The sequence below is a fragment of the Afipia sp. MLSD5-FHT05B12 genome (genome assembly GCF_058793355.1).
Genome location: NZ_JBXAFS010000004.1, coordinates 340,679 through 365,135, shown reverse-complemented (window position 1 = coordinate 365,135; position 24,457 = coordinate 340,679). Strand labels below are relative to the sequence as shown.

Annotated in this window: 21 protein-coding genes and 1 tRNA gene; 8 read left to right on the top strand and 14 right to left on the bottom strand. The window is 62.4% G+C overall.

Annotated elements, in window-relative coordinates; translation table 11 throughout:
• Nucleotides 1–120 precede the first annotated feature (120 nt).
• From AC1Q6J_RS08845 to AC1Q6J_RS08795, 11 genes are all read right to left on the bottom strand, one after another.
• Nucleotides 121–576, bottom strand: coding sequence for an arsenate-mycothiol transferase ArsC (locus tag AC1Q6J_RS08845; RefSeq protein ID WP_492278932.1), 456 nt, complete (start codon nt 574–576; stop codon nt 121–123).
• Nucleotides 577–677: 101 nt separating this feature from the next.
• The gene (locus tag AC1Q6J_RS08840; protein WP_492278931.1) at nt 678–1,184 is read right to left on the bottom strand and encodes a UPF0262 family protein; all 507 of its coding nucleotides are present in this window, start codon (nt 1,182–1,184) and stop codon (nt 678–680) included.
• Nucleotides 1,181–2,476, bottom strand: a complete 1,296-nt coding sequence (gene hisD, locus AC1Q6J_RS08835) for a histidinol dehydrogenase (RefSeq protein ID WP_492278930.1) — start codon at nt 2,474–2,476, stop codon at nt 1,181–1,183. The genes AC1Q6J_RS08840 and hisD overlap by 4 nt, the downstream gene beginning before the upstream one ends.
• Before the next feature lie 299 nt (nt 2,477–2,775).
• Nucleotides 2,776–3,243, bottom strand: a complete 468-nt coding sequence (locus AC1Q6J_RS08830; protein WP_492278929.1) for a DUF2948 family protein — start codon at nt 3,241–3,243, stop codon at nt 2,776–2,778.
• Between the two features lie 75 nt (nt 3,244–3,318).
• Nucleotides 3,319–4,608 carry a UDP-N-acetylglucosamine 1-carboxyvinyltransferase gene (murA, locus tag AC1Q6J_RS08825; protein WP_492278928.1) on the bottom strand — a complete coding sequence of 430 codons (1,290 nt, stop codon included), beginning with the start codon at nt 4,606–4,608 and terminating at the stop codon, nt 3,319–3,321.
• Between the two features lie 251 nt (nt 4,609–4,859).
• Nucleotides 4,860–5,525 (bottom strand): NAD-dependent epimerase/dehydratase family protein, encoded by a 666-nt coding sequence (locus AC1Q6J_RS08820; protein ID WP_492278927.1) that lies wholly within the window; start codon nt 5,523–5,525, stop codon nt 4,860–4,862.
• Between the two features lie 43 nt (nt 5,526–5,568).
• Nucleotides 5,569–6,054, bottom strand: a complete 486-nt coding sequence (locus AC1Q6J_RS08815) for a hypothetical protein (RefSeq protein WP_492278926.1) — start codon at nt 6,052–6,054, stop codon at nt 5,569–5,571.
• A 102-nt stretch (nt 6,055–6,156) separates the two neighbouring features.
• Entirely contained in the window at nt 6,157–7,038 is an 882-nt protein-coding gene (locus AC1Q6J_RS08810; RefSeq protein ID WP_492278925.1) for an alpha/beta fold hydrolase, read from the bottom strand.
• 160 nt (nt 7,039–7,198) lie between these two features.
• Complete coding sequence (locus AC1Q6J_RS08805) at nt 7,199–7,501, bottom strand: UBP-type zinc finger domain-containing protein (protein ID WP_492278924.1); 303 nt, start codon at nt 7,499–7,501, stop codon at nt 7,199–7,201.
• Nucleotides 7,502–7,544: 43 nt separating this feature from the next.
• The gene (locus AC1Q6J_RS08800; RefSeq protein WP_492278923.1) at nt 7,545–9,257 is read right to left on the bottom strand and encodes an FAD-dependent oxidoreductase; all 1,713 of its coding nucleotides are present in this window, start codon (nt 9,255–9,257) and stop codon (nt 7,545–7,547) included.
• 115 nt (nt 9,258–9,372) lie between these two features.
• A complete protein-coding gene (locus AC1Q6J_RS08795) occupies nt 9,373–9,576 on the bottom strand; it encodes a hypothetical protein (RefSeq protein ID WP_492278922.1) in 204 nt (67 codons plus the stop codon).
• Nucleotides 9,577–9,671: 95 nt separating this feature from the next.
• Here AC1Q6J_RS08795 and AC1Q6J_RS08790 point away from each other — a divergent pair, with 95 nt between their 5' ends.
• From AC1Q6J_RS08790 to hemA, 6 genes are all read left to right on the top strand, one after another.
• A complete protein-coding gene (locus AC1Q6J_RS08790) occupies nt 9,672–10,121 on the top strand; it encodes a nuclear transport factor 2-like protein (RefSeq protein WP_492278921.1) in 450 nt (149 codons plus the stop codon).
• Nucleotides 10,122–10,262: 141 nt separating this feature from the next.
• Nucleotides 10,263–10,337, top strand: a tRNA-Thr gene (locus tag AC1Q6J_RS08785).
• Nucleotides 10,338–10,472: 135 nt separating this feature from the next.
• On the top strand, nt 10,473–12,620 hold the full coding sequence (locus AC1Q6J_RS08780; RefSeq protein WP_492278920.1) for a methyl-accepting chemotaxis protein: 2,148 nt from the start codon (nt 10,473–10,475) through the stop codon (nt 12,618–12,620).
• A gap of 199 nt (nt 12,621–12,819) precedes the next feature.
• The gene (bioB, locus tag AC1Q6J_RS08775) at nt 12,820–13,899 is read left to right on the top strand and encodes a biotin synthase BioB (protein WP_492278976.1); all 1,080 of its coding nucleotides are present in this window, start codon (nt 12,820–12,822) and stop codon (nt 13,897–13,899) included.
• 166 nt (nt 13,900–14,065) lie between these two features.
• Nucleotides 14,066–15,130, top strand: a complete 1,065-nt coding sequence (locus AC1Q6J_RS08770; protein WP_492278919.1) for an MBL fold metallo-hydrolase — start codon at nt 14,066–14,068, stop codon at nt 15,128–15,130.
• A gap of 192 nt (nt 15,131–15,322) precedes the next feature.
• Nucleotides 15,323–16,549: a 5-aminolevulinate synthase gene (hemA, locus tag AC1Q6J_RS08765; protein ID WP_492278918.1), complete on the top strand. Its 1,227-nt coding sequence runs from the start codon at nt 15,323–15,325 to the stop codon at nt 16,547–16,549.
• Between the two features lie 61 nt (nt 16,550–16,610).
• Here hemA and AC1Q6J_RS08760 read toward each other — a convergent pair whose 3' ends face one another.
• Nucleotides 16,611–17,264 carry a response regulator transcription factor gene (locus AC1Q6J_RS08760; protein ID WP_492278917.1) on the bottom strand — a complete coding sequence of 218 codons (654 nt, stop codon included), beginning with the start codon at nt 17,262–17,264 and terminating at the stop codon, nt 16,611–16,613.
• Nucleotides 17,265–17,483: 219 nt separating this feature from the next.
• Here AC1Q6J_RS08760 and AC1Q6J_RS08755 point away from each other — a divergent pair, with 219 nt between their 5' ends.
• Nucleotides 17,484–20,990, top strand: coding sequence for a PAS domain-containing hybrid sensor histidine kinase/response regulator (locus AC1Q6J_RS08755; protein ID WP_492278975.1), 3,507 nt, complete (start codon nt 17,484–17,486; stop codon nt 20,988–20,990).
• Between the two features lie 116 nt (nt 20,991–21,106).
• Here the strand turns inward: AC1Q6J_RS08755 and AC1Q6J_RS08750 are convergent, their stop codons facing one another.
• Together AC1Q6J_RS08750 and AC1Q6J_RS08745 are read right to left on the bottom strand one after the other, a co-directional pair.
• On the bottom strand, nt 21,107–21,754 hold the full coding sequence (locus tag AC1Q6J_RS08750; RefSeq protein WP_492278916.1) for an HAD-IA family hydrolase: 648 nt from the start codon (nt 21,752–21,754) through the stop codon (nt 21,107–21,109).
• Nucleotides 21,755–21,804: 50 nt separating this feature from the next.
• Nucleotides 21,805–22,479 (bottom strand): response regulator, encoded by a 675-nt coding sequence (locus tag AC1Q6J_RS08745; RefSeq protein WP_492278915.1) that lies wholly within the window; start codon nt 22,477–22,479, stop codon nt 21,805–21,807.
• Between the two features lie 280 nt (nt 22,480–22,759).
• Between AC1Q6J_RS08745 and AC1Q6J_RS08740 the strand changes: the two genes are divergently transcribed.
• The gene (locus AC1Q6J_RS08740) at nt 22,760–24,427 is read left to right on the top strand and encodes an MFS transporter (RefSeq protein WP_492278914.1); all 1,668 of its coding nucleotides are present in this window, start codon (nt 22,760–22,762) and stop codon (nt 24,425–24,427) included.
• The last annotated feature ends 30 nt before the right edge of the window (nt 24,428–24,457 follow it).

Genomic DNA, 24,457 nt, shown 5'->3' with positions numbered 1-24,457 from the left:
GCGGGTGAGGGGTCAGGCTCACCGTGGAGCAACCCCTCACCCGGTTTCTCGCTGCGCTCGAAACCACCCTCTCCCACAAGGGGAGCGGGGAAAGCGGCGCTCCAACGTCCCTCGCATTCTTCATTCGTTCCTGATGGCCGCGGGCGCGAAACGCTCGCGGATGCGCTTCTGCAAACTGTCCCGGACATGCCGGTAGGCATCGAGCTGCAACTCGCGGCGGCCCTCGACGCCGACCGGATCGGGCGTCGGCCAGTATTCGACCTCGGTCGCCGAGGTCGCGGTCAACTGAAGCGCCTTGTGATGCGCCTCCGGCGACAGCGTCACGATCAGATCGAAGTTCAGGCCTTCCCAGTCTTCCAGATCGGCGACCGTCCATGGCTTGTGATTGGAAATATCGAGGCCGATCTCCTTCATCACCGCGACCGCGAAGGGATCGAGGTCGGCCTTGCTGACGCCCGCCGACTGCACATACAGCCCGCGCGGAACGAGATGGCGCAGCAGACAGGCCGCTGTTGGAGAGCGAACGCTGTTCTGCCCGCACATGAACAGAACCGCTTGCGGAGAACGCGCGGCCATTCGTCAGGCTCGCCCGCAAATTTTGCGCATGACACATTTCGGGGTCATGGGTTTTATTTGGCACATGATCTGATCCGAAAACCGGTTCCCACTTTTCGGGATCATGTGCCCCCCTCGCCCTTCCAGTGCAGCACCGAGATCAGCGTGAACAGCCGGCGCGAGGTTTCGAAGTCGATGCGCACTTTGCCCTCAAGGCGCTCCATCAAGGTCCGCGAGCCTTCGTCATGGACGCCCTTGCGGCCCATGTCGATGGCTTCGATCTTGTCCGGCGTCGCGGTGCGGATCGCCTGATAGTAGCTGTCGCAGATCATGAAATAGTCCTTCACGATCCTGCGGAACGGCGTCAGCGACAACAGATGCACGACGCAGGGCGTGCCGTCCGCGCGCTTGATGTCGAACATCAGGCGATTGCCGGTGATGCCGATATGCAGCGTGAACGGCCCGGTATGGCCGCCTTCCGGCGCGAACAGGTTCTGCTCCACGAGATCGTAGATCGCGATCGCGCGTTCATGCTCGATGTCCGGCCCAGACCGCCCGATCGATTCCTCATCGAGCGTGACCGCGACAACGCGGTTGTTTGGATCCTCACCTTGCGGGGACTTGGTCATGTGAGGTTGAGCCGCAATCCGACCGAGCGCGCATGGGCATCCAGCCCTTCGGCCTTGCCGAGCGTCATCGCCGCCGGTCCAAGGGCGCGGAGCTGATCCGGCCCGCACTTCAGGATCGAGGTCCGCTTCATGAAATCGAGCACGCCAAGGCCCGACGAGAACCGCGCCGAACGCGCCGTCGGCAAAACGTGATTCGAGCCGCCGACATAATCGCCGATCGCTTCCGGCGTATGGCTACCCAAGAAAATCGCGCCGGCATTGCGGATGCGCGCGCTCAAGGCTTCGGGATCGGCGGTGATGATTTCCAGATGCTCGGCGGCAATCGCGTCGGCGAGCGCGACCGATTCATCGAGCGACTTCACCAGAATGATCGCGCTGAAGTCGTTCCACGAGGCGCGCGCGATCCCGGCGCGCGGCAGAGTCGTCAGTTGGGCTTCGACTGCACGCGCGACATCGTCCGCAAGCATCTCGTCATCGGTAATCAGGATTGATTGCGCATTGGCGTCGTGTTCGGCCTGCGCCAGGAGATCGGCGGCGATCCAGTCGGGATTCGCAGTGCGATCCGCGATCACCAGCACTTCCGACGGCCCGGCTATCATGTCGATGCCGACCTTGCCGAACACCAACCGCTTGGCGGCGGCGACATAGGCGTTGCCGGGGCCGACGATCTTCGCCACCGGCCTGATGGTGGCGGTGCCATAGGCCAGCGCCGCCACGGCCTGCGCGCCGCCGACGCGATAGATTTCCGACACGCCGCCGAGCTGCGCTGCCGCCAGCACCAGCGGATTGAGCTTGCCGTCCGGCGACGGCACCACCATCACCACGCGCCCGACACCGGCGACCTTCGCCGGCACCGCGTTCATCAGCACCGATGACGGATACGCCGCCGTGCCGCCGGGCACATAAAGCCCGACCGCCTCGATGGCGCTCCAGCGCCAGCCGAGTTCAACACCCGCAGCATCGGTGAAGCGCTCGTCCTTCGGCAACTGCCGCTTGTGAAAAACCTCGATCCGGTCGCGCGCGAACTTCAGGGCATCGAGCGTCGCGGTGTCGCAGGCGTTCACCGCTGCCTCGATTTCGGCCGGTGTGATCCGCAATCCGCTTGCCGTCACATCCAGCCGGTCGAACTTCTTCGTCGCCGCGATCAGCGCCGAATCGCCGTGCTTCGCCACATCGTCGACGATGGCACGCGCGGACGCATCGATATCGGCGGAAACCTCCCGCTTCATGTCGAGAAAGGCGTTGAAGCGCTCAGTAAAGTCGGCGCTGTGGCTGATGAGGCGGATCGGCATTCCAGGGTCCGGCAGGGATCAATTGAAGGCGTGGTGATTGGCGCGATGCTAGCGTCCTGAATCCGAAGTTCGCCTCATTTTGCGGCACACTCCATAGCGAATTTCGGATTCAAAAGGACACTAGAAATTATAGTTTCTAGTGTGGTTTTGGTTCGCAAGTCCGCAAATGGACGTGCTGAGAAAATATTGCGGACTTGCGAACCACCACACTCGTCACCGTCAACCCATAACATTCCCGGAATGAAACCGCGAGCGGGACCGCCCGGATTGGTTGCTAAATGTCTGTGGCCGCAGGCAGATTAGGTGGCTGCGGCCTGGTCGACCGGATCGGCGTCAAGATTGTCCGGACCGAGGTCGGCCAGTTCGCATTCGAGGCACTCAACCTCGAGCCGGAGCACCCCTCCGCTGGCGAACAGCAACATCACCTGACCGCCCGGTTTCTTGCCCGGATGGAATTCAAGTCCGAGCAGGGTCAGCGGGAGTTCCGGGGCGGTCATGTCGATCTCGCGCGACTGGCACGACAGCACACGGTCAAAACGGAGCGCGGAAATCAGGCGGCGCGGAACGCAATCGCCGGCGAGAATGTCCTCGCAGTCCATCCGCCGCATGGCGACGACCAGACGCTTCTCGTTCTGCCGCCAGAGAATGTCCCCCGCGACCACCGCCGCATCCTGGATATGGGCGGAAATCACCGCGAGATCGTCTTCATCCAGCGCGGCCAGCTTGCGCCGGGATGTATTTTGCTGAGCCGTTTTGCTCTGAGACATGGCCCCCGCCGTTGTTTCAATCGGGCATGATCTTTTCCGAAAACCGGCTTCCACTTTTCGGGATCATGCCCTGCATTACCCGCTGATCCGTTCGATGGTCGCGCCGCAGGCCGAGAGTTTTTCCTCGAGCCGCTCGAAGCCGCGATCGAGATGATAGACGCGATTGACGGTGGTTTCGCCTTCCGCCGCCAGCGCCGCGATCACCAGCGACACCGAGGCGCGCAAATCCGTCGCCATCACCGGCGCGCCCTTGAGTTTGGAGATGCCGTCGATGATCGCGGTCTCGCCATCGAGGGAAATACGCGCACCGAACCGCGCCAGTTCCTGAACATGCATGAAACGGTTTTCAAAAATTGTTTCGGTGATGTGCGACGAGCCCTTGGCGCAGGCCATTAGCGCCATGAGCTGCGCCTGAAGGTCGGTCGGAAAACCCGGGAACGGCGCGGTCGTGACCTTGACCGGGCTGATGCCCGCGCCGTTGCGCGCAACGCGGATGCCTTCGTTATTCGGCGTGATGGTCGCGCCGGCTTCCGTCAGCACATCGAGCGCCGATTGCAGCAGTTCAGGCCGGGCACCCGCGAGCTGGACATCGCCGCCGGTCATCGCCACCGCCATGGCATAGGTGCCGGTCTCGATCCGGTCCGGCAGCACGGTGTGACGCGCGCCGTGCAGCTTCTTGACGCCCTCGACCACGATGCGCGTCGTGCCTGCGCCGGAAATCTTCGCACCCATCTTGTTGAGGCAGTCGGCAACATCGACGATCTCGGGCTCGCACGCCGCGTTGGTGATGACCGTCGTGCCCTTGGCGAGCGTCGCGGCCATCAGCGCCACGTGGGTGCCGCTGACGGTGACCTTGGGGAAATCGATCTCCGCGCCGACAAGTCCGTTCGGCGCGCGCGCGATCACGTAGCCGCCGTCGATCTGCAATTCCGCGCCGAGCTTCTCCAGCGCCATGATGAGCAGGTCCACCGGACGGGTGCCGATGGCGCAGCCGCCCGGCAGCGAGACCTTGGCTTCCTTCATGCGCGCGAGCAGCGGCGCGATCACCCAGAAGCTGGCGCGCATCTTCGAGACCAGTTCATAAGGCGCCGTGGTGTCGATGATGTTGGCAGCGGAAATATGCAGCGTCTGGCCCTGATACTCATGGTCGCCCGGGCGCTTGCCCGCCGACATGATGTCGAGGCCATGATTGCCGAGAATGCGCTGAAGCTGCGCGACGTCGGCCAGGCGCGGCACATTGTCGAGAATCAGGGTCTCGTCGGTGAGCAGGCTTGCGATCATCAGCGGCAGAGCCGCGTTCTTCGCGCCGGAAATCGGAATGGTGCCGTTGAGTTTATTGCCGCCGACAATGCGAATGCGATCCATGCCAAACCTGCCCTGTTGCGGATTAAAATGGCTTTTAGCGTGTTTCGGAGGGGGTGGAAACCGCGCGCCGGACGCCCTGGAACCCCGGCGCTCCAGCTTAATACCGCAAAAATCGCTCGAATTGTGTCACGAAGGCCGCCGGAGCTTGCTGTTTTTCACCTCTCCCCGCCGGGAGAGGGAGCACATTGCGGCTGATGTTCAATCTCAGACCGGACAAATCGTTGGACTGCCGGGTTGCGCTTCAGTCGGTCTCAGGCTCCAGCCTTGTGGATGTCTTCCATTTCAAGGATCGGTTTCGGATAGCCGCGCTTGGCGACACTCAGCATGGCGCGGCCAACCTCCTCGGTGGTCGTGACATAGTTCGGGGCGACCCGATGCAGGAAACTCAGCAGCGGACCGGTCGCAACATAGAGCGCCTGAACCCACGGCGTTTTCGACCGGACGCCGTGCAGCGGCTGGATCGCACCGGGACGGAACATGAAGGCCGCCTTGAACGGCAACTTGAGCAGATCGTTCTCGGTCTTGCCCTTGACCCGCGCCCACATCACGCGGCCCTGCCCGGTGCTGTCGGTGCTTGCGCCCGTGACATAGACGAAGGTCATGCCGGGATTGAGCCGCGCCAGCGGCCGCGCCGCCGCCAGCGTGATGTCGTAAGTCAGATGGCGGTAACGCTCTGCGTCCATTCCGATCGAAGACACGCCGAGACAGAAAAAGCAGGCGTCATAGCCCGTGATGTCGTTTTCAACGGCGGAGAAATCGAGAAAGTCCTTATGCGCGATCTCGCGCAGCTTCGGATGCTGCTGACCGGTGGCGCTGCGGCCCACGGTCAGCACCTGCGTCACATCGGGATCGCGCAGGCATTCGCGCAGAACGCCCTGCCCCACCATGCCGGTCGCGCCGAAGACAATGACTTTCATCGACGCTCCAGTCCTCCTGGTAGAATCGGACCACTGGCGTGTGTCACGCCGCCCTGAAACGCTTGATGCCGAGGATGATCAAGCCGATGAAAAAGAGCAGCACGATGCCTTGGGTGATCGCAAACGGCGGCTCGGCGCCGGTCGGCGCATAGACGTTCAGCAACGCGACCTTCTGGAACGACTGCGCGATCAGGACAAAGACATTGAACCAGAGCGCCAGCATCGCGGTGACGACGTAGACCGTGCGCCAGATCCCCGCGAGACCCTTGCCGTACACCGCATAGACCGCGATCGCCAGCAGCACCAGCGAGATGATCGCGACCATGTGCGACGGCAGCAGCTTTGTGAAGGGAAACAGAAAGCCGGTCGCGCTGGTAAGGATGGTCAGGACCAGAAACCAGAGCGTCCAGCCGGGCAGCCTGTTCGAAGCAAGCATCCCGCCCGCCACCACGAAGCCAAGGCCGATGGCGATCATGCTGATGATGAGATGGAAAACCGTGAAACCCGCTGACGACATGCCTAAAATCATGATGCACCCCCGTTCAGAATGAATCCAACGCTACATCATACGCATGTCCGTGCAACAGAAGCTCCATTTCGCACGCTGCGCGCTCACAAATTTTCGCGCTGATCAGCGATTGAGAAAATCCACCAGCTTCGGAATCACCTGTCCGGGCGCTTCCTCCATCAGCCAGTGCCCCGAGCCCTTGACGATCACCCCCTCGACACTGGTCGCGACCAGCTTGCCCTGTTCGATCAGGAAGACACCTCCCGCCTTCTCGCCGGAGAGAACGAGCATCGGCATCGGCAGCTTGGTCTTTGCAAAATCCGAAAAGTCGTCGGCGTCTTTCTCGAAGGCGCGGAAGACCTCCATTCCCGCCTTTATGTGGCCCCGCTGCGCATAGGCCTTGGCATAGATTTTCCGGTCCTTCTGTGAAATGGACCTGGCCGGATCGGCGGCAAAATCATTCCAGAAGTGCTCGAGATAAATGCGCTCGCGGCCCTGAACCAGCGCCAGCGGCGTTTTGCCGTAGAAATGGAAGTGCCAGAGATCGCGCAGCAGCCAGACGCTCTTCCAGTCGCCGACGCCGGGCAGGAAGGCATCCATCAGCACGATGCGATCGACCTCGGCCGGATACTGTGCCGCGTAGGCATAGGCGACCATCAGCCCGATATCGTGGCCGACGATCTTGACCTTGGTGTATCCGAGGCTTTTCACCAGCCCGTGGATGTCCTGCGCCATTTCCTTCTTGGTGTAGCCGCCCTCGGGCGCACTGGATTTGCCGAATCCGCGCAGATCCGGCGCGATCACGGTGTGCTTGTTGACGAGCCCTGGAAACAGCGGCCGCCACATGTGGCTGGTTTCGGCATAGCCATGCAACAGCACGATGGGATCGCCCTTGCCGGCAATCAGGTAGTTCAGTTTCACGCCGTTCACGTCAGCCGAGCGGCTCTGCGGTGCCGACTGCGCAACCGCATGGCCGAACGACGCGAGAAAGATGGATGCCGCCACTATGCCGGCGCAGATCGCGCTCCGAGTGACTTGTCGAAAACATTGCATGCTGAAATTCCTTTTGGGGATCGGCACGATCCTGACAACACAAGGAGGCCTGATAACAAGAAGACCTAACAACAAGAATATTTGGCAAGCTCAGATCATCGGCTGGCGCGGTTCAACCATACCGCGGGATCGGACCGTTATGCGGGGTCTTGCGTTTCGACAGGTCGAACATGACTTCGTCGACATAACACCAGCCCCACCCTTCCGGCGGATCATACCCTTCGATAACGGGATGCTGCGTGGCGTGGAAATGTTTCGTGGCGTGCCGGTTCGGCGAATCGTCGCAGCAGCCGACATGGCCGCAGGTCCGGCAGATCCGCAGGTGCAGCCAGACGCTGCCGGTCTTCAGGCATTCCTCACATCCGAGCGCGCTCGGCGTCACGTCCTGAATCTGCGCGATGTGCTTGCAGGGCATGGTCGCAGCCTCTCAACGGGCGCGTGGTCCGGTGCCACGCAGGCTAGTGCGCCGATGCCGGTTTGTCGCCAAGAAAACCATGCAGCGCGGCCACGACCTGCGCACCTTCGCCGATCGCCCCGCCCATGCGCTTGACCGAACCCGAACGTACATCGCCAACGGCGAAGACGCCCGGCACCGATGTCTCCAGCCCCGAGACCGGCTTGCCTTCCTCACACTGCGAGCCGGTCACCACGAATCCGGTGCGATCGAGCTCAACGCCGCATCCTGACAGCCAATCTGTCGCCGGATCGGCGCCAATGAACAGAAACACGTTGCGGATATCGCCCGCCGTCTCGATGCCGGTCCGGCGATTGCGCCAGTATACGCGCTCGAGCCCGCCTTCCGCGCCCTCCAGCCCGACGATCTCGGTGTGGATCATCAGCTCGATGTTCGGCGTCGCCATGATGCGGTCGATCAGGTAGCGCGACATGCTGTCGGCGAGACCGCCGCTGCGGATCATCATCCGCACCTTGCTGGCATGACCTGACAGAAACACGGCGGCCTGCCCCGCGGAATTTCCGCCGCCGACCAGAATGATCTCCTGCTGCGCACAAAGCTTTCCCTCGATCGGCGACGCCCAGTACCAGACGCCGCGTCCCTCGAACTTGTCGAGATTTTCGATGGCGGGACGCCGGTAGCGCGCACCGCTGGCAACGACGATGGATTTCGCCTTCAGAAAATGACCACACTCGGTCGTCAGCCCGAATGCGCCGCCGCTTTTCGAGCAGTCCAGCGACTTGGCCTCGACCGGAATCATCAGGTCCGCGCCGAACTTCTGCGCCTGATTGTAAGCACGCCCCGCGAGAGCCTGACCTGAGATGCCGGTCGGGAATCCGAGATAATTCTCGATGCGGGCGCTGGCGCCGGCCTGTCCGCCGAAATGCCGCGCGTCGAGCACCGCCACCGACAATCCTTCGGATGCCGCATACACCGCGGTCGCAAGACCGGCGGGGCCGCCGCCAACGACGGCGACGTCATAGAGCTTGTCCCGTATCGGCCCGCCGATCATGCCCATCGCATAGGCGAGATCGACTTCGCTGGGATTGCGCAGCACAGTGCCGTCCGGGGCGACCACCAGAGGCAAATCAGCGGGCGATGGCGAATAGCGCGCAATCAGATCCGCTGCGTCCGTATCAAGAGCGGGATCGAGCAGGTGGTGGGGAACGCCGTTGCGTGACAAAAAGCCCTGCAGCCGCACGACACCACCCAGCGACGGCGAGCCGATCAGCACCGGGCCTCCGACGCCAGCCTGGATCAGGGCAACGCGGCGCAGAATCAGCGCGCGCATGATGCGCTCGCCAAGATCGGCTTCGGCCACAAGCAGCGCGCGCAGGCTCTGGGACGGGATGAGCAGCGTTTCGACATCACCCTCGGCGGTGCCGTCCACCAGCGCATGACGGCCGGACAACTGCCCGACCTCGGCCAGAAACTGACCCGGTCCCTGCTCGATCACCGGAGTAATGTGGCCCATGCCGTCGCGCTGGGTGATGGCGACATGGCCTGAAAGAATGACAAACATCCCGGGGCCGACCTTGCCGGTCTCGAACAGCCGTTCGCCGTCCTTGTACTGACGCACTTCGCCAAACCGGCGCATACGGTCGATCTCCGTCTCCGACAATTTCGGAAACGTCTGCTCGAACCGGGGAAATGCTGCACGTACAGCGTCCGATTGCAGGGCGTCCGTCCCATTTGCTGCTGCCTGGTCCGCCGCCATCTCACGTATCCTTATGTTGTTCGAACAGATCAGCGATCGCCCTCGTTGGAGATTGCTTTCAAGCTAGATTGTGTCTGTCCGCCAAACAATCAAGCGATGGTTGAATGGCAGTAAGTTAGTGGTCGCTGTCGTGTCTGTGCGGACCCATGCCCGGTGCATCGTCCCGCACCCTGGCATCGTCATCGGGCGTGACGATCGCCATTCCGGCGCGGCCGCGCGCCTGCGTCTTCCGGCGTTTCAAATTGTCGCGCAGCGCCGATTTCAGCCGCTCGTTGCGGGCCGATTTGGCGTTGCTCTCATTTGTGACGTCGTCCGTCATGACAGGCCTGCTTGCAGGTTTCCTTGACCGGGTATCGCCGGTGTGAAGAACTATTTTATATCGGATACGGCAGGCGATGTGGCGGGGAGAATGTGATGATGGCTGACGCACCGGGACTGGCGCCCTCGGCGCAGGAGACGCTCAAGGGCTGGCATCGTTTCGTGGAGACCAAAAGCGAGGACGTGCTGCGGCCGTTGTTCGCCGAAACCACCGTGTTCCGTTCGCCGTTCGTCCATCTGCCGATTCCGGGGCGTCCGGCCAGCCTGCTGATTCTCGGCGCGGTCGTGCAGATTTTCGAGAATTTCCGCTATCACCGCACCTTCGCGGCCGGGACGCACGACGTGGCGCTGGAATTCAGCGCCAATATCGGCGACCTGCGCCTGAAAGGGGTCGATCTGGTGAAATTCGATTCCGCCGGAAAAATCATCGAGTTCGAGGTGATGATCCGTCCCTTCAAGGCCCTGGAGGCGTTGAGCACCCAGATGAGCGCCCGGATCGGCCCCGAACTGGCAAAATACAAGCCCGCCAAGGCTGTTTCAGCCTGAGTTCCGGCGGCTCGGGACAAGAACGGGCCGCTCGGTGCTTGCACCGCCAGTTGCCTTATGGCAAAGGAACGCGCGCCTTTAGAGGCTCTTTAGCTGATTCACGTACATGGTACGGTTCTGGCTCTTTCTTGTCTGGCGTTCGCTGCCGTAGCTCAGTGGTAGAGCACTCCATTGGTAATGGAGAGGTCGACAGTTCAATCCTGTCTGGCAGCACCAGCCCTCTTAAAAGCCTCGCATTGCAGCTCTGCACGAAATTTTTGGCAGAAACGCCCCCAGTTCCCGAAATTTTTAACCAGGCATCCGGATACTCCGCCCGCGCGTGGTTTTACGGGGAATCGGGGGATTCGGGTTATGGCTTTGCGGTTCAAGGTCGGAAAAAATCAGTTTCGTTTTAAATTGCCAAGCCTGAAGCTTGGCGTCCGGGGAAGTCTCTTCCTGGCCTTCGCGGTCATCGCCGGCATGGCGATCGTCATCAGCATTAGTGCGAGCGTCCTGCTCAGCCAGCTCGGCGGCATCATGAATGCCCTCAGCGGCAACGATATCCCGCGGCTTGCTGCAAGCCTCCAGCTCTCGGCGCAAAGCGCCAGCCTGTCCAATCAAGGCCAGGCCTTGCTCGCATCCGACAGCGACGCCACGCTGAAGGAGCGCGCGGCCGAAATGCAGAACACGCAGCGGATCGTTGCGGAGAAACTCGCAGAGATTGCCCGGCTCGGGGCCGACAAGCCCGTCATGGACGCGATGAACGAGATCAGCAAAAGCATCGGCGACATGGTCGGCAGCATCGGAGCCGCCGCCAAGGAACGGCTCGAAGTCGCGGCCATGCGCGAGACGCAGGCCGCGGCGCTGCGCAAAGCCCATAACGAATTTCTCTCCGCCGCGGCGCTCGCCATGCTCGACGCCCAGACCCAGATGAACGCCATTCTGGGGTCCGCCAATTTCTCGCAAAACGATGCGCTGGATGCCGCCCGCGCCGTCGACCTGCTTGGCAATATCATTACCGACGGCAACCTGATGGCGTCCGACATGACCGCGGCACTGGCCGCGCAAAGCAGCGATGCCTTGTCCACGCTTCAGGAGTCGTTTGACTCCAAAAAGAAGAATGCACTCTACAAACTCGACAGCATAAAGAAGGGCGATGCCGGCGAAACGATTCGCGAGCCGCTGCTCAAGGTCGTCGCGCTGGCGGACGGCAAAACCGGCACTTTCAAGGTTCGCCAGAAGGAAATGGACGCGAACGAATACGGCCAGCTTATTGTCGACGAAACCCGCAAGCTCAATCGCGGCCTCGAAATGAGCGTCAAGAAGCTCGTGGAGGACGTGCAATCCCACACCACCGCCGTCACCACGATGGCAGGCAGCAAGATCACCCTGGCGACAATGGTGATGCTCGCGCTCGGCGCACTGACGCTGATCGGATCGGCCCTGTTCGTCTGGCTTTATGTCGGCCGCAACATCCTTGGCCGCATCGGCAACCTGCAAGACGTGATGCACCGGCTGTCCGAAGGCGATCTCGACGCCGAGGTGAAGCGCGGCCGTCAGCAGGACGAAATCGCCGTGATGGCCGGTTCGCTGGAGGTGTTCCGCGACAGCATGATCCGCTCGCGCACGCTGAGCAGCGAACAGGACCAGGACCGCCTCGCCAAGGCCGAACGTGCATCGCGAATCGAAAAGCAGATCGTGAACTTCGAGGACAAGGTCCGCGCCGCGCTCGAAAGCCTGATGACCTCCGCCAACGTGATGCAAGCGACGGCGGAGAGCATGTCGACCTCCGCCGAACATTCCAGCGCGCTGGTGAACACCGTCGCGTCGGCCGCCGAGGAAACCTCGGTCAACGTGCAGACGGTTTCCGCCGGCACCGAGGAGTTGTCATCGTCGATCCAGGAGATCAGCCGACAGGTTACGAGTTCGACCAGGATCGCCGCCAACGCCGTGACCGAGGCCGGCAAGACCGACACCACCATGCAGGGCCTCGCCGACAATGCAAACCGCATCAGCAGCGTCGTCGATCTCATTCAGGAGATCGCATCGCAGACCAACCTGCTCGCGCTCAACGCCACCATCGAGGCCGCGCGCGCCGGCGAAGCCGGGCGCGGTTTCGCCGTCGTGGCGTCGGAAGTGAAAAGCCTCGCCGAGCAGACCGCGAAGGCGACGGACGAAATCCGCACCCAGATCGCAAGCATGCAGAACGTCACGGCATCGGCGGTCAGCGCCATCCGCAACATCGGCTCCACCATCGGCGAGATCAACGAGGTCACCACGGCCATCGCCGCGGCCGTCGAGGAGCAGGGTGCGGCGACCCGCGAGATCGCGCGCAACATCCAGCATGCCGCGAGCGGCACTTCGGAAGTGTCGAGCAACATCGTCGGCGTGAGCCGCGCCTCGAGCGAGGCTGGAACCGCGGCCGGCGAAGTGCTGAACGCTTCGAGCGAACTTCGCCGCGAAGCCGATACGCTGCGCGCTGAGGTCGACGCCTTCCTGCTCAACATCCGGGCGGCGTAACCGCATTATTGCGTTTACGCGCTATGCCGTGAGGCATAGCTGCGTTCGCCCGGCGGCCCGGGTCCAGATTGACTCTTCCTGGTCCCCATGGTCCTTGTTTATCTCTCAGGACATCAAAATGCGGGTTGCCTCAGGGCATCTCGTGCTGTCCGCCAGAACGAGACTTAGGGTTTCGCACGCAAGGGGTTAGCGCATGAGCATGGTGCCGGGTTCGGATGTGAAGGGCGGAGTTTCGGTTGGGCGCGATGCGTTGATCGAGCCGCGCAACGACTGGACCCGCGCCGAAGCGCAGGCGCTTTACGATCTCCCCTTCGCGGATCTGATCTTCCAGGCGCAGAGCATTCACCGCCGCAACTTCGATCCCAATCACGTCGAAACCGCGAGCCTGCTCAGCATCAAGACCGGCGGCTGTCCGGAGGACTGCGGCTACTGTTCGCAGAGCGCCAAGTACGACACCGGCCTCAAGGCCACGAAGCTGATGGATCACGACAGCGTCGTCGAGACCGCAAGGCGCGCCAAGGAAGCCGGAGCGGAACGCTTCTGCATGGCGGCGGCGTGGCGCAATCCAAAGGACAAGGATCTCGACACGGTCTGCGACATGGTCAGCGCCGTGAAGGATCTCGGCATGGAGACCTGCGTCACGCTCGGCATGCTGACCGACAAGCAGGCGAAGCGGCTGCACGATGCCGGCCTCGACTTCTACAATCACAACGTCGACACCTCGCCGGAGTTCTACGGCAAGATCATCACCACGCGCACGATGCAGGACCGCATCGACACACTGGCGTCCGCGCGCGAAGCCGGCCTCAAGGTCTGCTGCGGCGGCATCATCGGCATGGGCGAGCAGGTCGATGACCGTCTCGGCATGCTGGCGCTGCTGGCCAATCTTCCCGAGCATCCGGAGAGCGTTCCGATCAACATGTGGAACGAGGTCAAGGGTGTGCCGGTTAACGACACCGCCGAGCGTCCCGATCCGATCGCGCTGGTGCGCATGATCGCGGTTGCGCGCATCATGATGCCGTGCAGCGTCGTTCGCCTGTCGGCCGGCCGCCAGTACATGACCGACGAATTGCAGGCGCTTTGCTTCGTGGCCGGTGCGAATTCGATCTTCATCGGCGACGTACTGCTGACCACGAAGAACCCGCAGACCGAACGCGACGCCAATCTATTGGATCGCCTCGGCATCAAGTCGAAGCTCGACGATGCGAAGCAGCACGGCCATGCCCGCGTGGACGCCAAGCCCGCCGCAGCCACCGTGTCTGGCGCAGCCGCCTCCTGACGCTGTTTCAAACGCCAAGGAAACGCGAAGGAAACGCCAAGGCATGGCTGCCTGCATGGCAACCATGCCGGCGCGCCTCGTAAAACGAGAGTTTTGGCTGGCCGGAACACTAGCGCAGCGAGGTTTGCCGCGTTAAGCCGGGCCTGAAAAACACGATTGCGAGACGATGCATACCAAAACCGCCCCATTGACCGCAGCTCCGGATGGCCTTCGCTATCCGATCGAGACGCCGCCCAGGCCAGATGAAGCGATCGAGATCGCGCCTGGCTTGATGTGGGTGCGGCTCACCCTGCCGTTCCGCCTCAACCATGTGAACATCTACCTGCTCGCGGACGGCGACGGCTGGACCATGATCGATACCGGCATCGGCAACGAAGCCACGATCGCGGCATGGACAGTGCTGTTCGAGGGCCCGTTGAAGGGTTTCAGGATCACGAAGCTGATCGTGACGCATGCGCATCCCGATCACGTGGGACTCGCGGGCTGGGTCGTCGAGCGCTTCAACTGTGAGCTTCACATGTCGCAGGTCGAATACCTGCAAGCTGCGTATCACCAGCACCGCGGCTCACCCGAGCGCAAGATGGCGCAGCGGCTGTTCTTCCGCCGCCACGGCATGGATGAGGAAATCACCGAAGCGCTGCTCGGCCGGGGCATGGATTACCTCGCGCGCGTGTCGATCCTTCCGGCCTCCTTTCACCGCCTGTCGAAGGGCGACGAGATCACCATCGGTTCGCGAAAGTTCAGGGTCATCACCGGCGGCGGCCATGCGCTCGATCAGGTCATGCTCTATTGCGCCGCCGACAACATCTTCCTGTCGGCGGATCAGGTGCTGAGCAAGATTTCTCCGAATGTCAGCGTGTGGGCGGTCGAGCCTGAGGCAAATTCACTCGGCGAGTACCTCACCTCGCTCGCGGAGCTTACAGGCCTGCTGCGCGACGACGTTCTCGTTCTGCCCGGTCACGGTGTTCCGTTCTACGGGGTGAAGACCCGGATCAAGCAGCTTGCGGATCATCATGAAGAGCGCTGCCAGCTGATCGCCGATGCCTGCCGCGCGTCGCCGAAGACCTCGGCGGAACTCGTGCCCGTGGTGTTTCACAAGCATGTTCTGGACGCCCACCAGACCGGCTTTGCCGCCGGCGAACTGATCGCGCATGTCAATCACATGCTGGCCCACGGCCGTCTGAAATCCAATCTCGGCGCGGACGGCGTGCTGCGCTTCACGGCGGCCTGATCTCGGTACCGGCGCACCGGACTGGCTGGATGATCCCGATCAACTCCTCGCCAGCCGCATACAAGACCGGCGAAAACAGCCTCGACATTAAACCTGGAAAAGCTCTAAAAAGACCCTGCGCGCGACAGAAGACCCCTTGGTAAACCCCCGGGCCGGCTGCCGTAATCCGGGTCCCTATCCAGGGTTTTTGTGATGGATTACAACAAGTTCTTCGATGACGCCCTCAGCCGCCTCCATGACGAGCGGCGTTATCGTGTGTTCGCCGATCTGGAGCGGATCGCCGGCCGTTTTCCGCATGCCGTGTGGCACTCGCCCAAGGGCCAGCGCAACATCGTGATGTGGTGTTCCAACGACTATCTCGGCATGGGCCAGCATCCCAAGGTGGTGGGCGCGATGGTCGAGACCGCCACCCGCACCGGGACCGGCGCCGGCGGCACCCGCAACATCGCGGGCAACAACCATTCCCTGATCCAGCTTGAGCAGGAGCTCGCCGATCTGCACGGCAAGGAAGCGGCGCTGGTTTTCACCTCGGGCTATGTTTCCAACCAGACCGGCATCGCGACGCTGGCGAAGCTGATTCCGAATTGCCTGATCCTGTCGGACGCGCTGAACCACAATTCGATGATCGAGGGCATCCGCCAGTCGGGCACCGAATACATCGTGTTCCGTCACAACGACGTTGCGCATCTCGAGGAATTGCTGCGCGCCCATCCGGGCCGACCGACGCTGATCGTGTGCGAAAGCCTTTACTCGATGGACGGCGACGTGGCGCCGCTGGCGAAAATCTGCGACCTCGCCGAGCGCTATGGCGCGATGACTTATGTCGATGAGGTTCATGCGGTCGGCATGTACGGCCCGCGTGGCGGCGGTATCGCGGAGCGCGACGGCGTGATGCACCGGATCGATATTCTGGAGGGCACGCTGGCCAAGGCGTTCGGCTGCCTCGGCGGCTACATTGCCGGCAGCGCCAAGCTCGTCGACGCCGTCCGCTCCTATGCGCCGGGCTTCATTTTCACCACCGCACTTCCGCCTGCGATCTGCTCGGCCGCGACCGCCGCGATCAAGCATCTGAAATCATCGAGCTGGGAGCGCGAGCGTCATCAGGACCGCGCGGCGCGGCTCAAGGCCATTCTGACTGCGGCCGGTTTGCCGGTGATGTCGAGCGACACGCATATCGTGCCGCTGTTCGTGGGCGATCCGGAACGCTGCAAGAAAGCGTGCGACATCCTGCTCGAGGAGCACGGCATCTACATTCAGCCGATCAACTACCCGACCGTGCCCAAGGGGTCGGAGCGGCTGCGCATCACGCCGTCGCCGTATCATGACGACGTGCTGATCGATCAGCTCGCGGAAGCGCTGGTCCAGGTCTGGGAGCAGCTCGGTCTGCCGCTGCACGCCAAGCCCATGGCTGCTGAATAGTGGCCGCTGAATGGTGGCCGCGGAATAAGACGGCGGCTCAAGAGACCACGCCCTTTTGACGCTAACCGGCCTTGACGAGCTGCCGTGCCATTGCCGGCGCGTTCGACAATACGATCCGCATCAGGTCGGCCGCATTCCGCGCGCCCAGCTTGTCCATGATGCGCGCGCGGTGAACCTCGATGGTACGCGGACTGATGCCCAGCCGCCGACCCGCCTCCTTGTTCGATGCCCCGTGGGCGACCTGCCCCAGCACGTCCCGCTCGCGCCGGGTGAGAAGCTCGATCCCCGGGAAGTCGGCGAGACCATCGATGTGACCGGCAGCCGACCGGCGATAAAGCAGGACAGCCTCGCGAACGCGTTCGATCATGGCGCCGGCGGAAAACGGCTTTTCAAGAAAATCCATCGCGCCGAGCTTCATGGCTTCCACAGCCATCGCGACATCAGACTGGCCGGAGATCACGAAGACCGGCGGCGCAAACCGTATGTCGGCAAGCTGCCTCAGCACCGCGAGGCCGGAACGGCCCGGAAGCTGAAGATCGAGGATGACGCAAGACGGCGCGGACGATTGCAGCCACCCGAGAAACGACTCTCCGTCTACGAACGCCTCCGGGGCAAAGCCTTCGATTTTCAGCAACAGCGACAGCGCGTCACGAACCGAAGGGTCGGCGTCGATAATGGCGATCGGAGCATCCCGGATAGGTAGCATCTGGCCCATGACCCGCGAGTGCGTTACATTGGTAACACAACCATTACGTGTAGTACCTGATTCGGCCTGAGGCGCCAATATTTTTATCCGCTCAGCGGGACCAAGCCTCACTCCGGATGCGTGCGGCAGCGGACCGGGTTAAGGTCCACCGGCGTTGCCAGGCATGATCCCGAAAAGCCGGAACCGGCTTTCGGAGAAGGTCATGCCCTGATGTCAGGGATCAATTCGATGCTGCATGACTGGGGCGTGATCGCTGCCGCTTTCGGCTACATCGGCCTGCTGTTCGTCGTCGCGAGTTACGGCGAGCGGCTGACGCAGGTTCAGCGCGGCCGCCTCGGCACCTTCATCTACCCGCTGTCGCTTGCGATCTACTGCACGTCCTGGACGTTCTTCGGCTCGGTGGGCCTCGCGACCCGGACCAACGTCGAGTTTCTCGCGATCTATGTCGGCCCGATCCTGATGATCGCGTTCTGCACGCCGCTCCTGATGCGCATCATCCAGCTGGCGAAGTCGCAGCACATCACCTCGATCGCCGACTTCATCGCCGCGCGCTACGGCAAGAGCCAGGCCGTCGCCGCCACCGCCGCCGCCATCGCCATCATCGGCTCGGTGCCCTACATCGCGCTTCAATTGAAGGCCGTCGCGTCGTCGCTGGAAACAATCCTCAATCAGGATCAGGACGTCTCCAGCATTCCCTATATCGGCGACATCGCCTTCATCGTCACCGTTACACTCGCCGCTTTCGCGGTGCTATTCGGGACGCGTCAGACCGACGCCACCGAGCACCAGCACGGCCTGATGCTGGCGGTCGCGACGGAATCGCTGGTCAAGCTGGTGGCCTTCATCGCGGCGGGCGCGTTCGTGACCTTCGTCATGTTCGGGCCATCCGATCTTTGGGATCGCGCCATGAAGACGCCGGAGGCGGTGCGCGCCATCGAAGCCGTGCCGTCGATCGGCAACTTCCTCGCCATGACGCTGCTGTCGTTTCTGGCGATCATGCTGCTGCCGCGTCAGTTCCATGTCAGCGTCGTCGAGAACTCGACCGAGGCCGAGGTTCGCCGCGCACGCTGGCTGTTTCCGCTGTATCTCGTCGCGATCAACCTGTTCGTGATCCCCATCGCCATTGCCGGCCTTGTCACCTTTCCGTTCGGCTCATCCGACAGCGACATGTACGTGCTGGCGCTGCCGATCCATGCCGGCGCGACATGGCTCAGCGTGATCGTGTTCATCGGTGGCCTGTCCGCCGCGACCGCCATGGTGATCGTGGAATGCGTGGCGCTCGCCATCATGGTGTCGAACGACATCGTGGTGCCGCTGGTGCTGAAGCGGCGCCCCGCCGCGCAGGCCGGCAAGGCAAACTTCGGCGGCTTTCTGCTTAAAGTACGCCGCGCCGCCATCTTCGCCATCATGGCGATGGCGTATCTCTATTACCACGCGCTCGGCAATGCGCAGCTCGCCGCCATCGGCCTGCTGTCGTTCGCCGCCGTCGCCCAACTGGCGCCGGCCTTTCTCGGCGGACTGTTCTGGCGGCGCGCCACTGCGCGCGGCGCGATGGGCGGCATGCTGATCGGCTTCGCGGTGTGGGCCTACACGCTGTTCCTGCCGAGCTTCGCCGACGTCGATCCGCGCGGCGTGATCTGGCTGAATGAAGGACTGTTCGGCATAGCGGCGCTGCGGCCCCGGGCGTTGCTCGGCACCGAAATGGCGCCGCTGATTCACGGCGTGCTGTGGAGCCTGTCACTCAACCTGCTGACCTATGTCGTGCTGTCGCTGGTGCGCGAGCCGACATCGATCGAACGGGTTCAGGCCGATCTGTTCGTGCCCAACGAACTGGCGCCGATCGCACCGAACTTCAGACGCTGGCGCACGACGGTGACGGTCCAGGATCTGCTCACCACCGTCGCCCAGTATCTCGGCCCGGAACGCGCGCAGCAATCGTTCGAAACTTTCGCGGCCAGTCACCACATCAACATTGATCGCGCGGCGCCCGCGGATTTCCGCCTGCTGCGCCACGCCGAACATCTGATCGCCTCGTCAATCGGCGCGGCATCGTCGCGGCTTGTGCTGTCGCTGCTGCTGCGCAAGCGCGCGGTGTCCGCCAAGGCCGCGCTCAAACTGCTCGACGATGCCCACACCGCGCTGCATTTCAACCGCGAGATGCTGCAAACCGCGCTCAACCACGTCCGCCAGGGCATCGCGGTGTTCAATCCGGAGCTGCAGCTCATCACATCAAACCAGCAGTTCGGCGAGATTCTCGACCTGCCCGCGCAGTATTCGCAAATCGGCATTCCGCTCGCCGAGATTCTTGAATTTATCGGCAGCAACGGACAGGGCGCGAATGCCGATCCGGCCATGCTGCAACACAGGCTCGCCGCCTACACCACCGAGGGCGAGCCGTATCTGGAGCGGCTGACCGATCGCAACATGGTTGTGGAGGTCCGTGCCAACCGCATGCCGGGCGGCGCACTGGTCATCACCTTCACCGATATCACACCAAGCTTTGAGGCGGCGGAAGCGCTGGAACGCGCCAACGCGACGCTGGAAAAGCGCGTCCGTGAACGCACCGAGGAACTGACGCGGCTCAACAGCGAACTGGCGCGGGCCAAGAGCACCGCCGAGGAAGCCAACATTTCCAAGACCCGCTTTCTTGCCGCGGCCAGCCACGACATTCTGCAACCGCTCAATGCGGCACGGCTTTACGTCACCAGCCTGGTCGAGCGGCAGGACGGCGGCGAAGACGCGCGTCTTGTCGGCAATATCGACGACTCGCTGGAAGCCATCGAGGAGATCCTGGGCGCGCTGCTCGATATCTCGCGGCTCGATTCCGGCGCCATGACGCCATCGATCTCAAGCTTCCGCATGAGCGACCTGATGCGATCGCTGGAAGTCGAGTTCACCCCGATCGCGAAGGCAAGAAAGCTGAAGCTCACCTTCGTGCCCTGCTCGCTGCCGGTTTCTTCCGACCGTGTGCTGCTGCGGCGGCTGCTGCAAAACCTGATTTCGAACGCGATCAAGTACACGCCCAAAGGCCGGGTTCTGGTCGGGTGCCGCCGGAGAGGCAAGTCGCTGGAAATCGGGATCTACGATACCGGCCTCGGAATTCCGGTTCCCAAGCGCGCCGAGATCTTCAAGGAGTTTCACCGGCTCGATCAGGGCGCCCGGATCGCACGCGGCCTCGGGCTCGGACTGTCCATCGTCGAACGGCTGGCGCGGGTTCTGAACCACCGCATCGTGGTCGATTCGAACCGCGATGGCGGGTCGCGTTTCTCCGTGACAATGCCGATTGCGAAAACCGTCACGCATACGGCAACGCTGTCCGGCACCAGCATATCGTCCAAGACGCCGATAAGCGGTACCCTCATCGTCTGCATCGAGAACGACCGCGCCATTCTCGATGGCATGAAGACGCTGCTGACCGGGTGGGACGCCAAGGTGATCGCCGCTGTCGATCCGGTGACCGCAGCGGAGGCCATTGCCGTGACCGGTGAGCGGGTGACAGGACTGCTGGTCGACTATCATCTCGACCGCGGCAACGGCATCGCCGCGATCCGCGATATCCGCCAGCGATTTGGCGAGGGAATCCCGGCCATTCTGATTACCGCGGACCGCAGCCCGCATGTGCGCGACGCCGCGCGCGAGGACGGAATCGTCGTACTCAACAAGCCGGTCAAGCCCGCGGCCCTGCGGGCGCTGCTCGCACAGTGGCGCGCGCAGCAGACGGTGGCGGCGGAGTAGGTCATGTCATTTGATGAAAGCATCGCGGCATCCCCGACCTACACCTCTCCCGTTAGGGAGAGGTGTAGCGAAGTCATCTCAAGGCGATGCGTCTACCGCTACCCAGCCCTAACGTCTTAAAATGATTCGGTCTCGCGCAACGCCAATCCGGTCGCAACTTCCAGTTCCGCGATCGCCTGCGGGCCGTCGATCACCTTGATGGTGGTCATGCCCATTTCCCGCGCGGGCTTCAGATTGACGCCGAGATCGTCGAGATAGACGCAATTGTCCGGATCGACGCCAAGCGCTTCGGCCATCATCCGATAGATACGCGGATCGGGTTTGCGCAAGCCGATCTTCGCCGACTCGATGACATGATCGAACAGCGCCATCGTCTCCGCGACATAGAGCGCACGGCCGCCGGAACTGCCGATGGCGTTCGCGGGAAGATTGTTGGTGATGCAGCCGGTCTTGAAATGCCGTTTCACGCGCCGCAACGCCTCGACCATCTCGGGCCGGGGATCGCCCGACAGCAGCGGCACGACATCGCGTCCCCGCACTTCGGCCCCGAGCGCCAGCGATTCGGCGGCGAACAGTTCATCGAAGGTTGCAAGGTCCACTTCGGCGCGCTCGAATTTCGCCCATGCATTCTCGAAGTGGTTCGCGGCGTTGGTCCGCCGGATGATATCGAGGGGAAGACCGCGCTCTTTTTCAAACCGCGCAAAGGCCTCGAACGGCGACGTGGTGAGCACCCCGCCAAAATCCCAAATCACTGCCTCAATCATGATCCATCGCTTTACAGAAGCTGTTTCGCGCACGGCCAATCTGTGCCGCGCTACTTCGCGGGGTCGGGCTGTTTCCATTCTCCGCCCGCGATTTTCGCGGCGGCGATCACCGCCTGGGTCCGGCTTTCAACGCCAAGCTTTTGCAGAATGGCGGAGACGTGCGCCTTGATGGTCGCTTCCGACACCCCAAGCTCGTAGGCGATCTGCTTGTTGAGCAGGCCCTCCGACAGCATCATCAGCACCCGGACCTGCTGCGGCGTCAGCGTCACCAGGCGATCGCGCAACCTGGTCATCTCGGGATCAGCCGCGGCGGAGAGATCGACATCGGCCGGAACCCAGACATCGCCGTTCATCACCCTGCCGATCGCGTCGCGCAATGTCTCGACGCCAAATCGCTTGGGAATGAACCCTGACGCGCCGAAATCCATCGACCGGCGAATGGTGCCGGCATCGTCGCTGGCCGACACGATGACGACAGGAATCGCCGGGAATTGCGCGCGCAGATAAATCAGTCCGGAGAAGCCGCTGATCCCCGGCATCGACAGATCGAGCAGGATCAGGTCGACATCGGATTCGCGATCGAGCAGCGCCGTCAGCTCCTCAAACGACCCCGCTTCATCGACCCGCGCCGATGCGACAACGGTCGCGACGGCTTGCCGCAAGGCGTCGCGAAAGAGCGGATGATCGTCGGCGACAACAAGATGCGTACTGGAAGCGATGGTCATCTATCCCGCTTGCGACAACTGAGTGAGCCGGATGGCTAGGTTGGATTCTAGTGTTCACCTTAGTCTTTAGTCTTGCAACCCGCCGCGCGAAACGACAAGTGCCTGATCGCGAAATACTGCGATTGTGCATTGCAAGGACCCGCGCCGTCCAAGCTGGGCCGAAAGTCTTATGGGTGAACTTTCACGCCGATGTTACCTTGCGGCCAACTTCACGCTTATGAGCCGGCGAAAAGAACCGGCGCGAGAAGAGTTTTTCAGCAAAAAATCTGGGAGCATCGGAATGTCCATTACAACTTCGACTACGACCTCGCCGCGGGCGGGCGGCATGACGAAGGACGAGCGTTTCGTCATCTTCGCATCGTCACTCGGCACCGTCTTCGAATGGTATGACTTTTACCTTTACGGTTCGCTCGCCGCGATCATTGGCGCGCAGTTCTTCAGTGCCTATCCGCCGGCGACCCGCGACATCTTCGCGCTGCTGGCTTTCGCCGCCGGCTTCCTTGTGCGTCCGTTCGGCGCCATCGTATTCGGCCGCATCGGCGACATCGTCGGCCGCAAGTATACCTTCCTTGTCACGATTCTCATCATGGGCCTGTCGACCTTTATCGTCGGCCTGCTTCCGAACGCTGCCACCATCGGCATCGCGGCTCCGATCATCCTGATCGGCCTTCGCCTGCTGCAGGGCCTCGCGCTCGGCGGCGAGTACGGCGGCGCCGCGACCTACGTCGCGGAACATTCGCCTCCCGGCAAGCGCGGTTACTACACCTCGTTCATTCAGACGACCGCCACCCTTGGCCTGTTCCTGTCGCTGCTGGTCATTCTCTTCACCCGAACGATCCTCGGCGAGCCTGAGTTCGCGGCCTGGGGCTGGCGTATTCCGTTCCTGCTCTCGGTCGTGCTGCTCGGCGTCTCCGTCGTCATCCGCCTGAGGCTGAACGAGTCCCCGATCTTCCAGAAAATGAAGGAAGAAGGCAAAGGCTCGAAAGCGCCTTTAACCGAAGCCTTCGCGAACTGGAGCAATGCCAAGATCGTGCTGATCGCGCTGATCGGCGGCACCATGGGTCAGGGCGTGGTCTGGTACACCGGACAGTTCTACGCGCTGTTCTTTCTGCAATCGATCCTCAAGGTCGACGGCTACACTGCGAATCTCTTGATCGCATGGTCGCTCGTGTTCGGCACCGGATTCTTCATCGTGTTCGGCGCGCTGTCGGACAAGATCGGCCGCAAGCCTATCATCCTTGCGGGGTGCCTGATCGCGGCACTCACTTTCTTCCCGATCTTCCGCATGATCACGACCAACGCGAATCCTGCGCTGGAAAAGGCCATCGAGACGATCAAGGTCGAAGTTGTGGCGGATCCAAAGGGCTGCGGCGACTTGTTCAACCCAGTCGGTACCCGCGTGTTCACGGCCCCATGCGATACGGCACGTGCCTTCCTTTCCCAGTCGTCGGTCAAGTATTCGACCGTTCCTGGTCCCGCAGGTTCGGGGGTCAAGGTCACGGTGAACGGCAAGGACGTGCCTTACACTGACGCCAAGGCCTCGAACCCGCTGGTGTTGGCAGCGGTAACGGACGCCGGCTACCCGAAGGCTGGCAATCCGGGAATCGTGAAAATGTCGAACCCGTTCGATATTTTCCGTCCGCAGGTTGCGGCCCTTATCGGGCTCCTGTTCATCCTCGTGATCTTCGTCACGATGGTGTACGGCCCGATCGCGGCGCTGCTGGTCGAACTGTTCCCGACCAAGATCCGCTACACGTCGATGTCGCTGCCCTATCACATCGGCAACGGCTGGTTCGGCGGCCTCTTGCCCGCGACATCGTTCGCGATCGTGGCCTCGACCGGCGACATCTACGCAGGTCTCTGGTATCCGATCATCTTCGCGTTGATTACGGCCGTGATCGGCTTCTTCTTCCTGCCGGAAACCAAGGACGTCGATATCAGCAAGTAACGATTGAAGGTCAGGCGGCTCGCTCCGCCT

Bases quoted from the DNA above. Each gene is read 5' to 3' on its own strand.
- AC1Q6J_RS08745 (WP_492278915.1), bottom strand. From the start codon at position 22,479: ATGACCATCGCTTCCAGTACGCATCTTGTTGTCGCCGACGATCATCCG.
- AC1Q6J_RS08750 (WP_492278916.1), bottom strand. From the start codon at position 21,754: ATGATTGAGGCAGTGATTTGGGATTTTGGCGGGGTGCTCACCACGTCG.
- AC1Q6J_RS08755 (WP_492278975.1), top strand. From the start codon at position 17,484: ATGCTGCATGACTGGGGCGTGATCGCTGCCGCTTTCGGCTACATCGGC.
- bioB (WP_492278976.1), top strand. From the start codon at position 12,820: ATGGTGCCGGGTTCGGATGTGAAGGGCGGAGTTTCGGTTGGGCGCGAT.
- AC1Q6J_RS08840 (WP_492278931.1), bottom strand. From the start codon at position 1,184: ATGACCAAGTCCCCGCAAGGTGAGGATCCAAACAACCGCGTTGTCGCG.
- AC1Q6J_RS08800 (WP_492278923.1), bottom strand. From the start codon at position 9,257: ATGGCGGCGGACCAGGCAGCAGCAAATGGGACGGACGCCCTGCAATCG.
- AC1Q6J_RS08790 (WP_492278921.1), top strand. From the start codon at position 9,672: ATGATGGCTGACGCACCGGGACTGGCGCCCTCGGCGCAGGAGACGCTC.
- hemA (WP_492278918.1), top strand. From the start codon at position 15,323: ATGGATTACAACAAGTTCTTCGATGACGCCCTCAGCCGCCTCCATGAC.
- AC1Q6J_RS08820 (WP_492278927.1), bottom strand. From the start codon at position 5,525: ATGAAAGTCATTGTCTTCGGCGCGACCGGCATGGTGGGGCAGGGCGTT.
- AC1Q6J_RS08740 (WP_492278914.1), top strand. From the start codon at position 22,760: ATGTCCATTACAACTTCGACTACGACCTCGCCGCGGGCGGGCGGCATG.
- AC1Q6J_RS08760 (WP_492278917.1), bottom strand. From the start codon at position 17,264: ATGGGCCAGATGCTACCTATCCGGGATGCTCCGATCGCCATTATCGAC.
- AC1Q6J_RS08770 (WP_492278919.1), top strand. From the start codon at position 14,066: ATGCATACCAAAACCGCCCCATTGACCGCAGCTCCGGATGGCCTTCGC.
- AC1Q6J_RS08805 (WP_492278924.1), bottom strand. From the start codon at position 7,501: ATGCCCTGCAAGCACATCGCGCAGATTCAGGACGTGACGCCGAGCGCG.
- hisD (WP_492278930.1), bottom strand. From the start codon at position 2,476: ATGCCGATCCGCCTCATCAGCCACAGCGCCGACTTTACTGAGCGCTTC.
- AC1Q6J_RS08830 (WP_492278929.1), bottom strand. From the start codon at position 3,243: ATGTCTCAGAGCAAAACGGCTCAGCAAAATACATCCCGGCGCAAGCTG.
- AC1Q6J_RS08845 (WP_492278932.1), bottom strand. From the start codon at position 576: ATGGCCGCGCGTTCTCCGCAAGCGGTTCTGTTCATGTGCGGGCAGAAC.
- AC1Q6J_RS08815 (WP_492278926.1), bottom strand. From the start codon at position 6,054: ATGATTTTAGGCATGTCGTCAGCGGGTTTCACGGTTTTCCATCTCATC.
- AC1Q6J_RS08795 (WP_492278922.1), bottom strand. From the start codon at position 9,576: ATGACGGACGACGTCACAAATGAGAGCAACGCCAAATCGGCCCGCAAC.
- AC1Q6J_RS08780 (WP_492278920.1), top strand. From the start codon at position 10,473: ATGGCTTTGCGGTTCAAGGTCGGAAAAAATCAGTTTCGTTTTAAATTG.
- murA (WP_492278928.1), bottom strand. From the start codon at position 4,608: ATGGATCGCATTCGCATTGTCGGCGGCAATAAACTCAACGGCACCATT.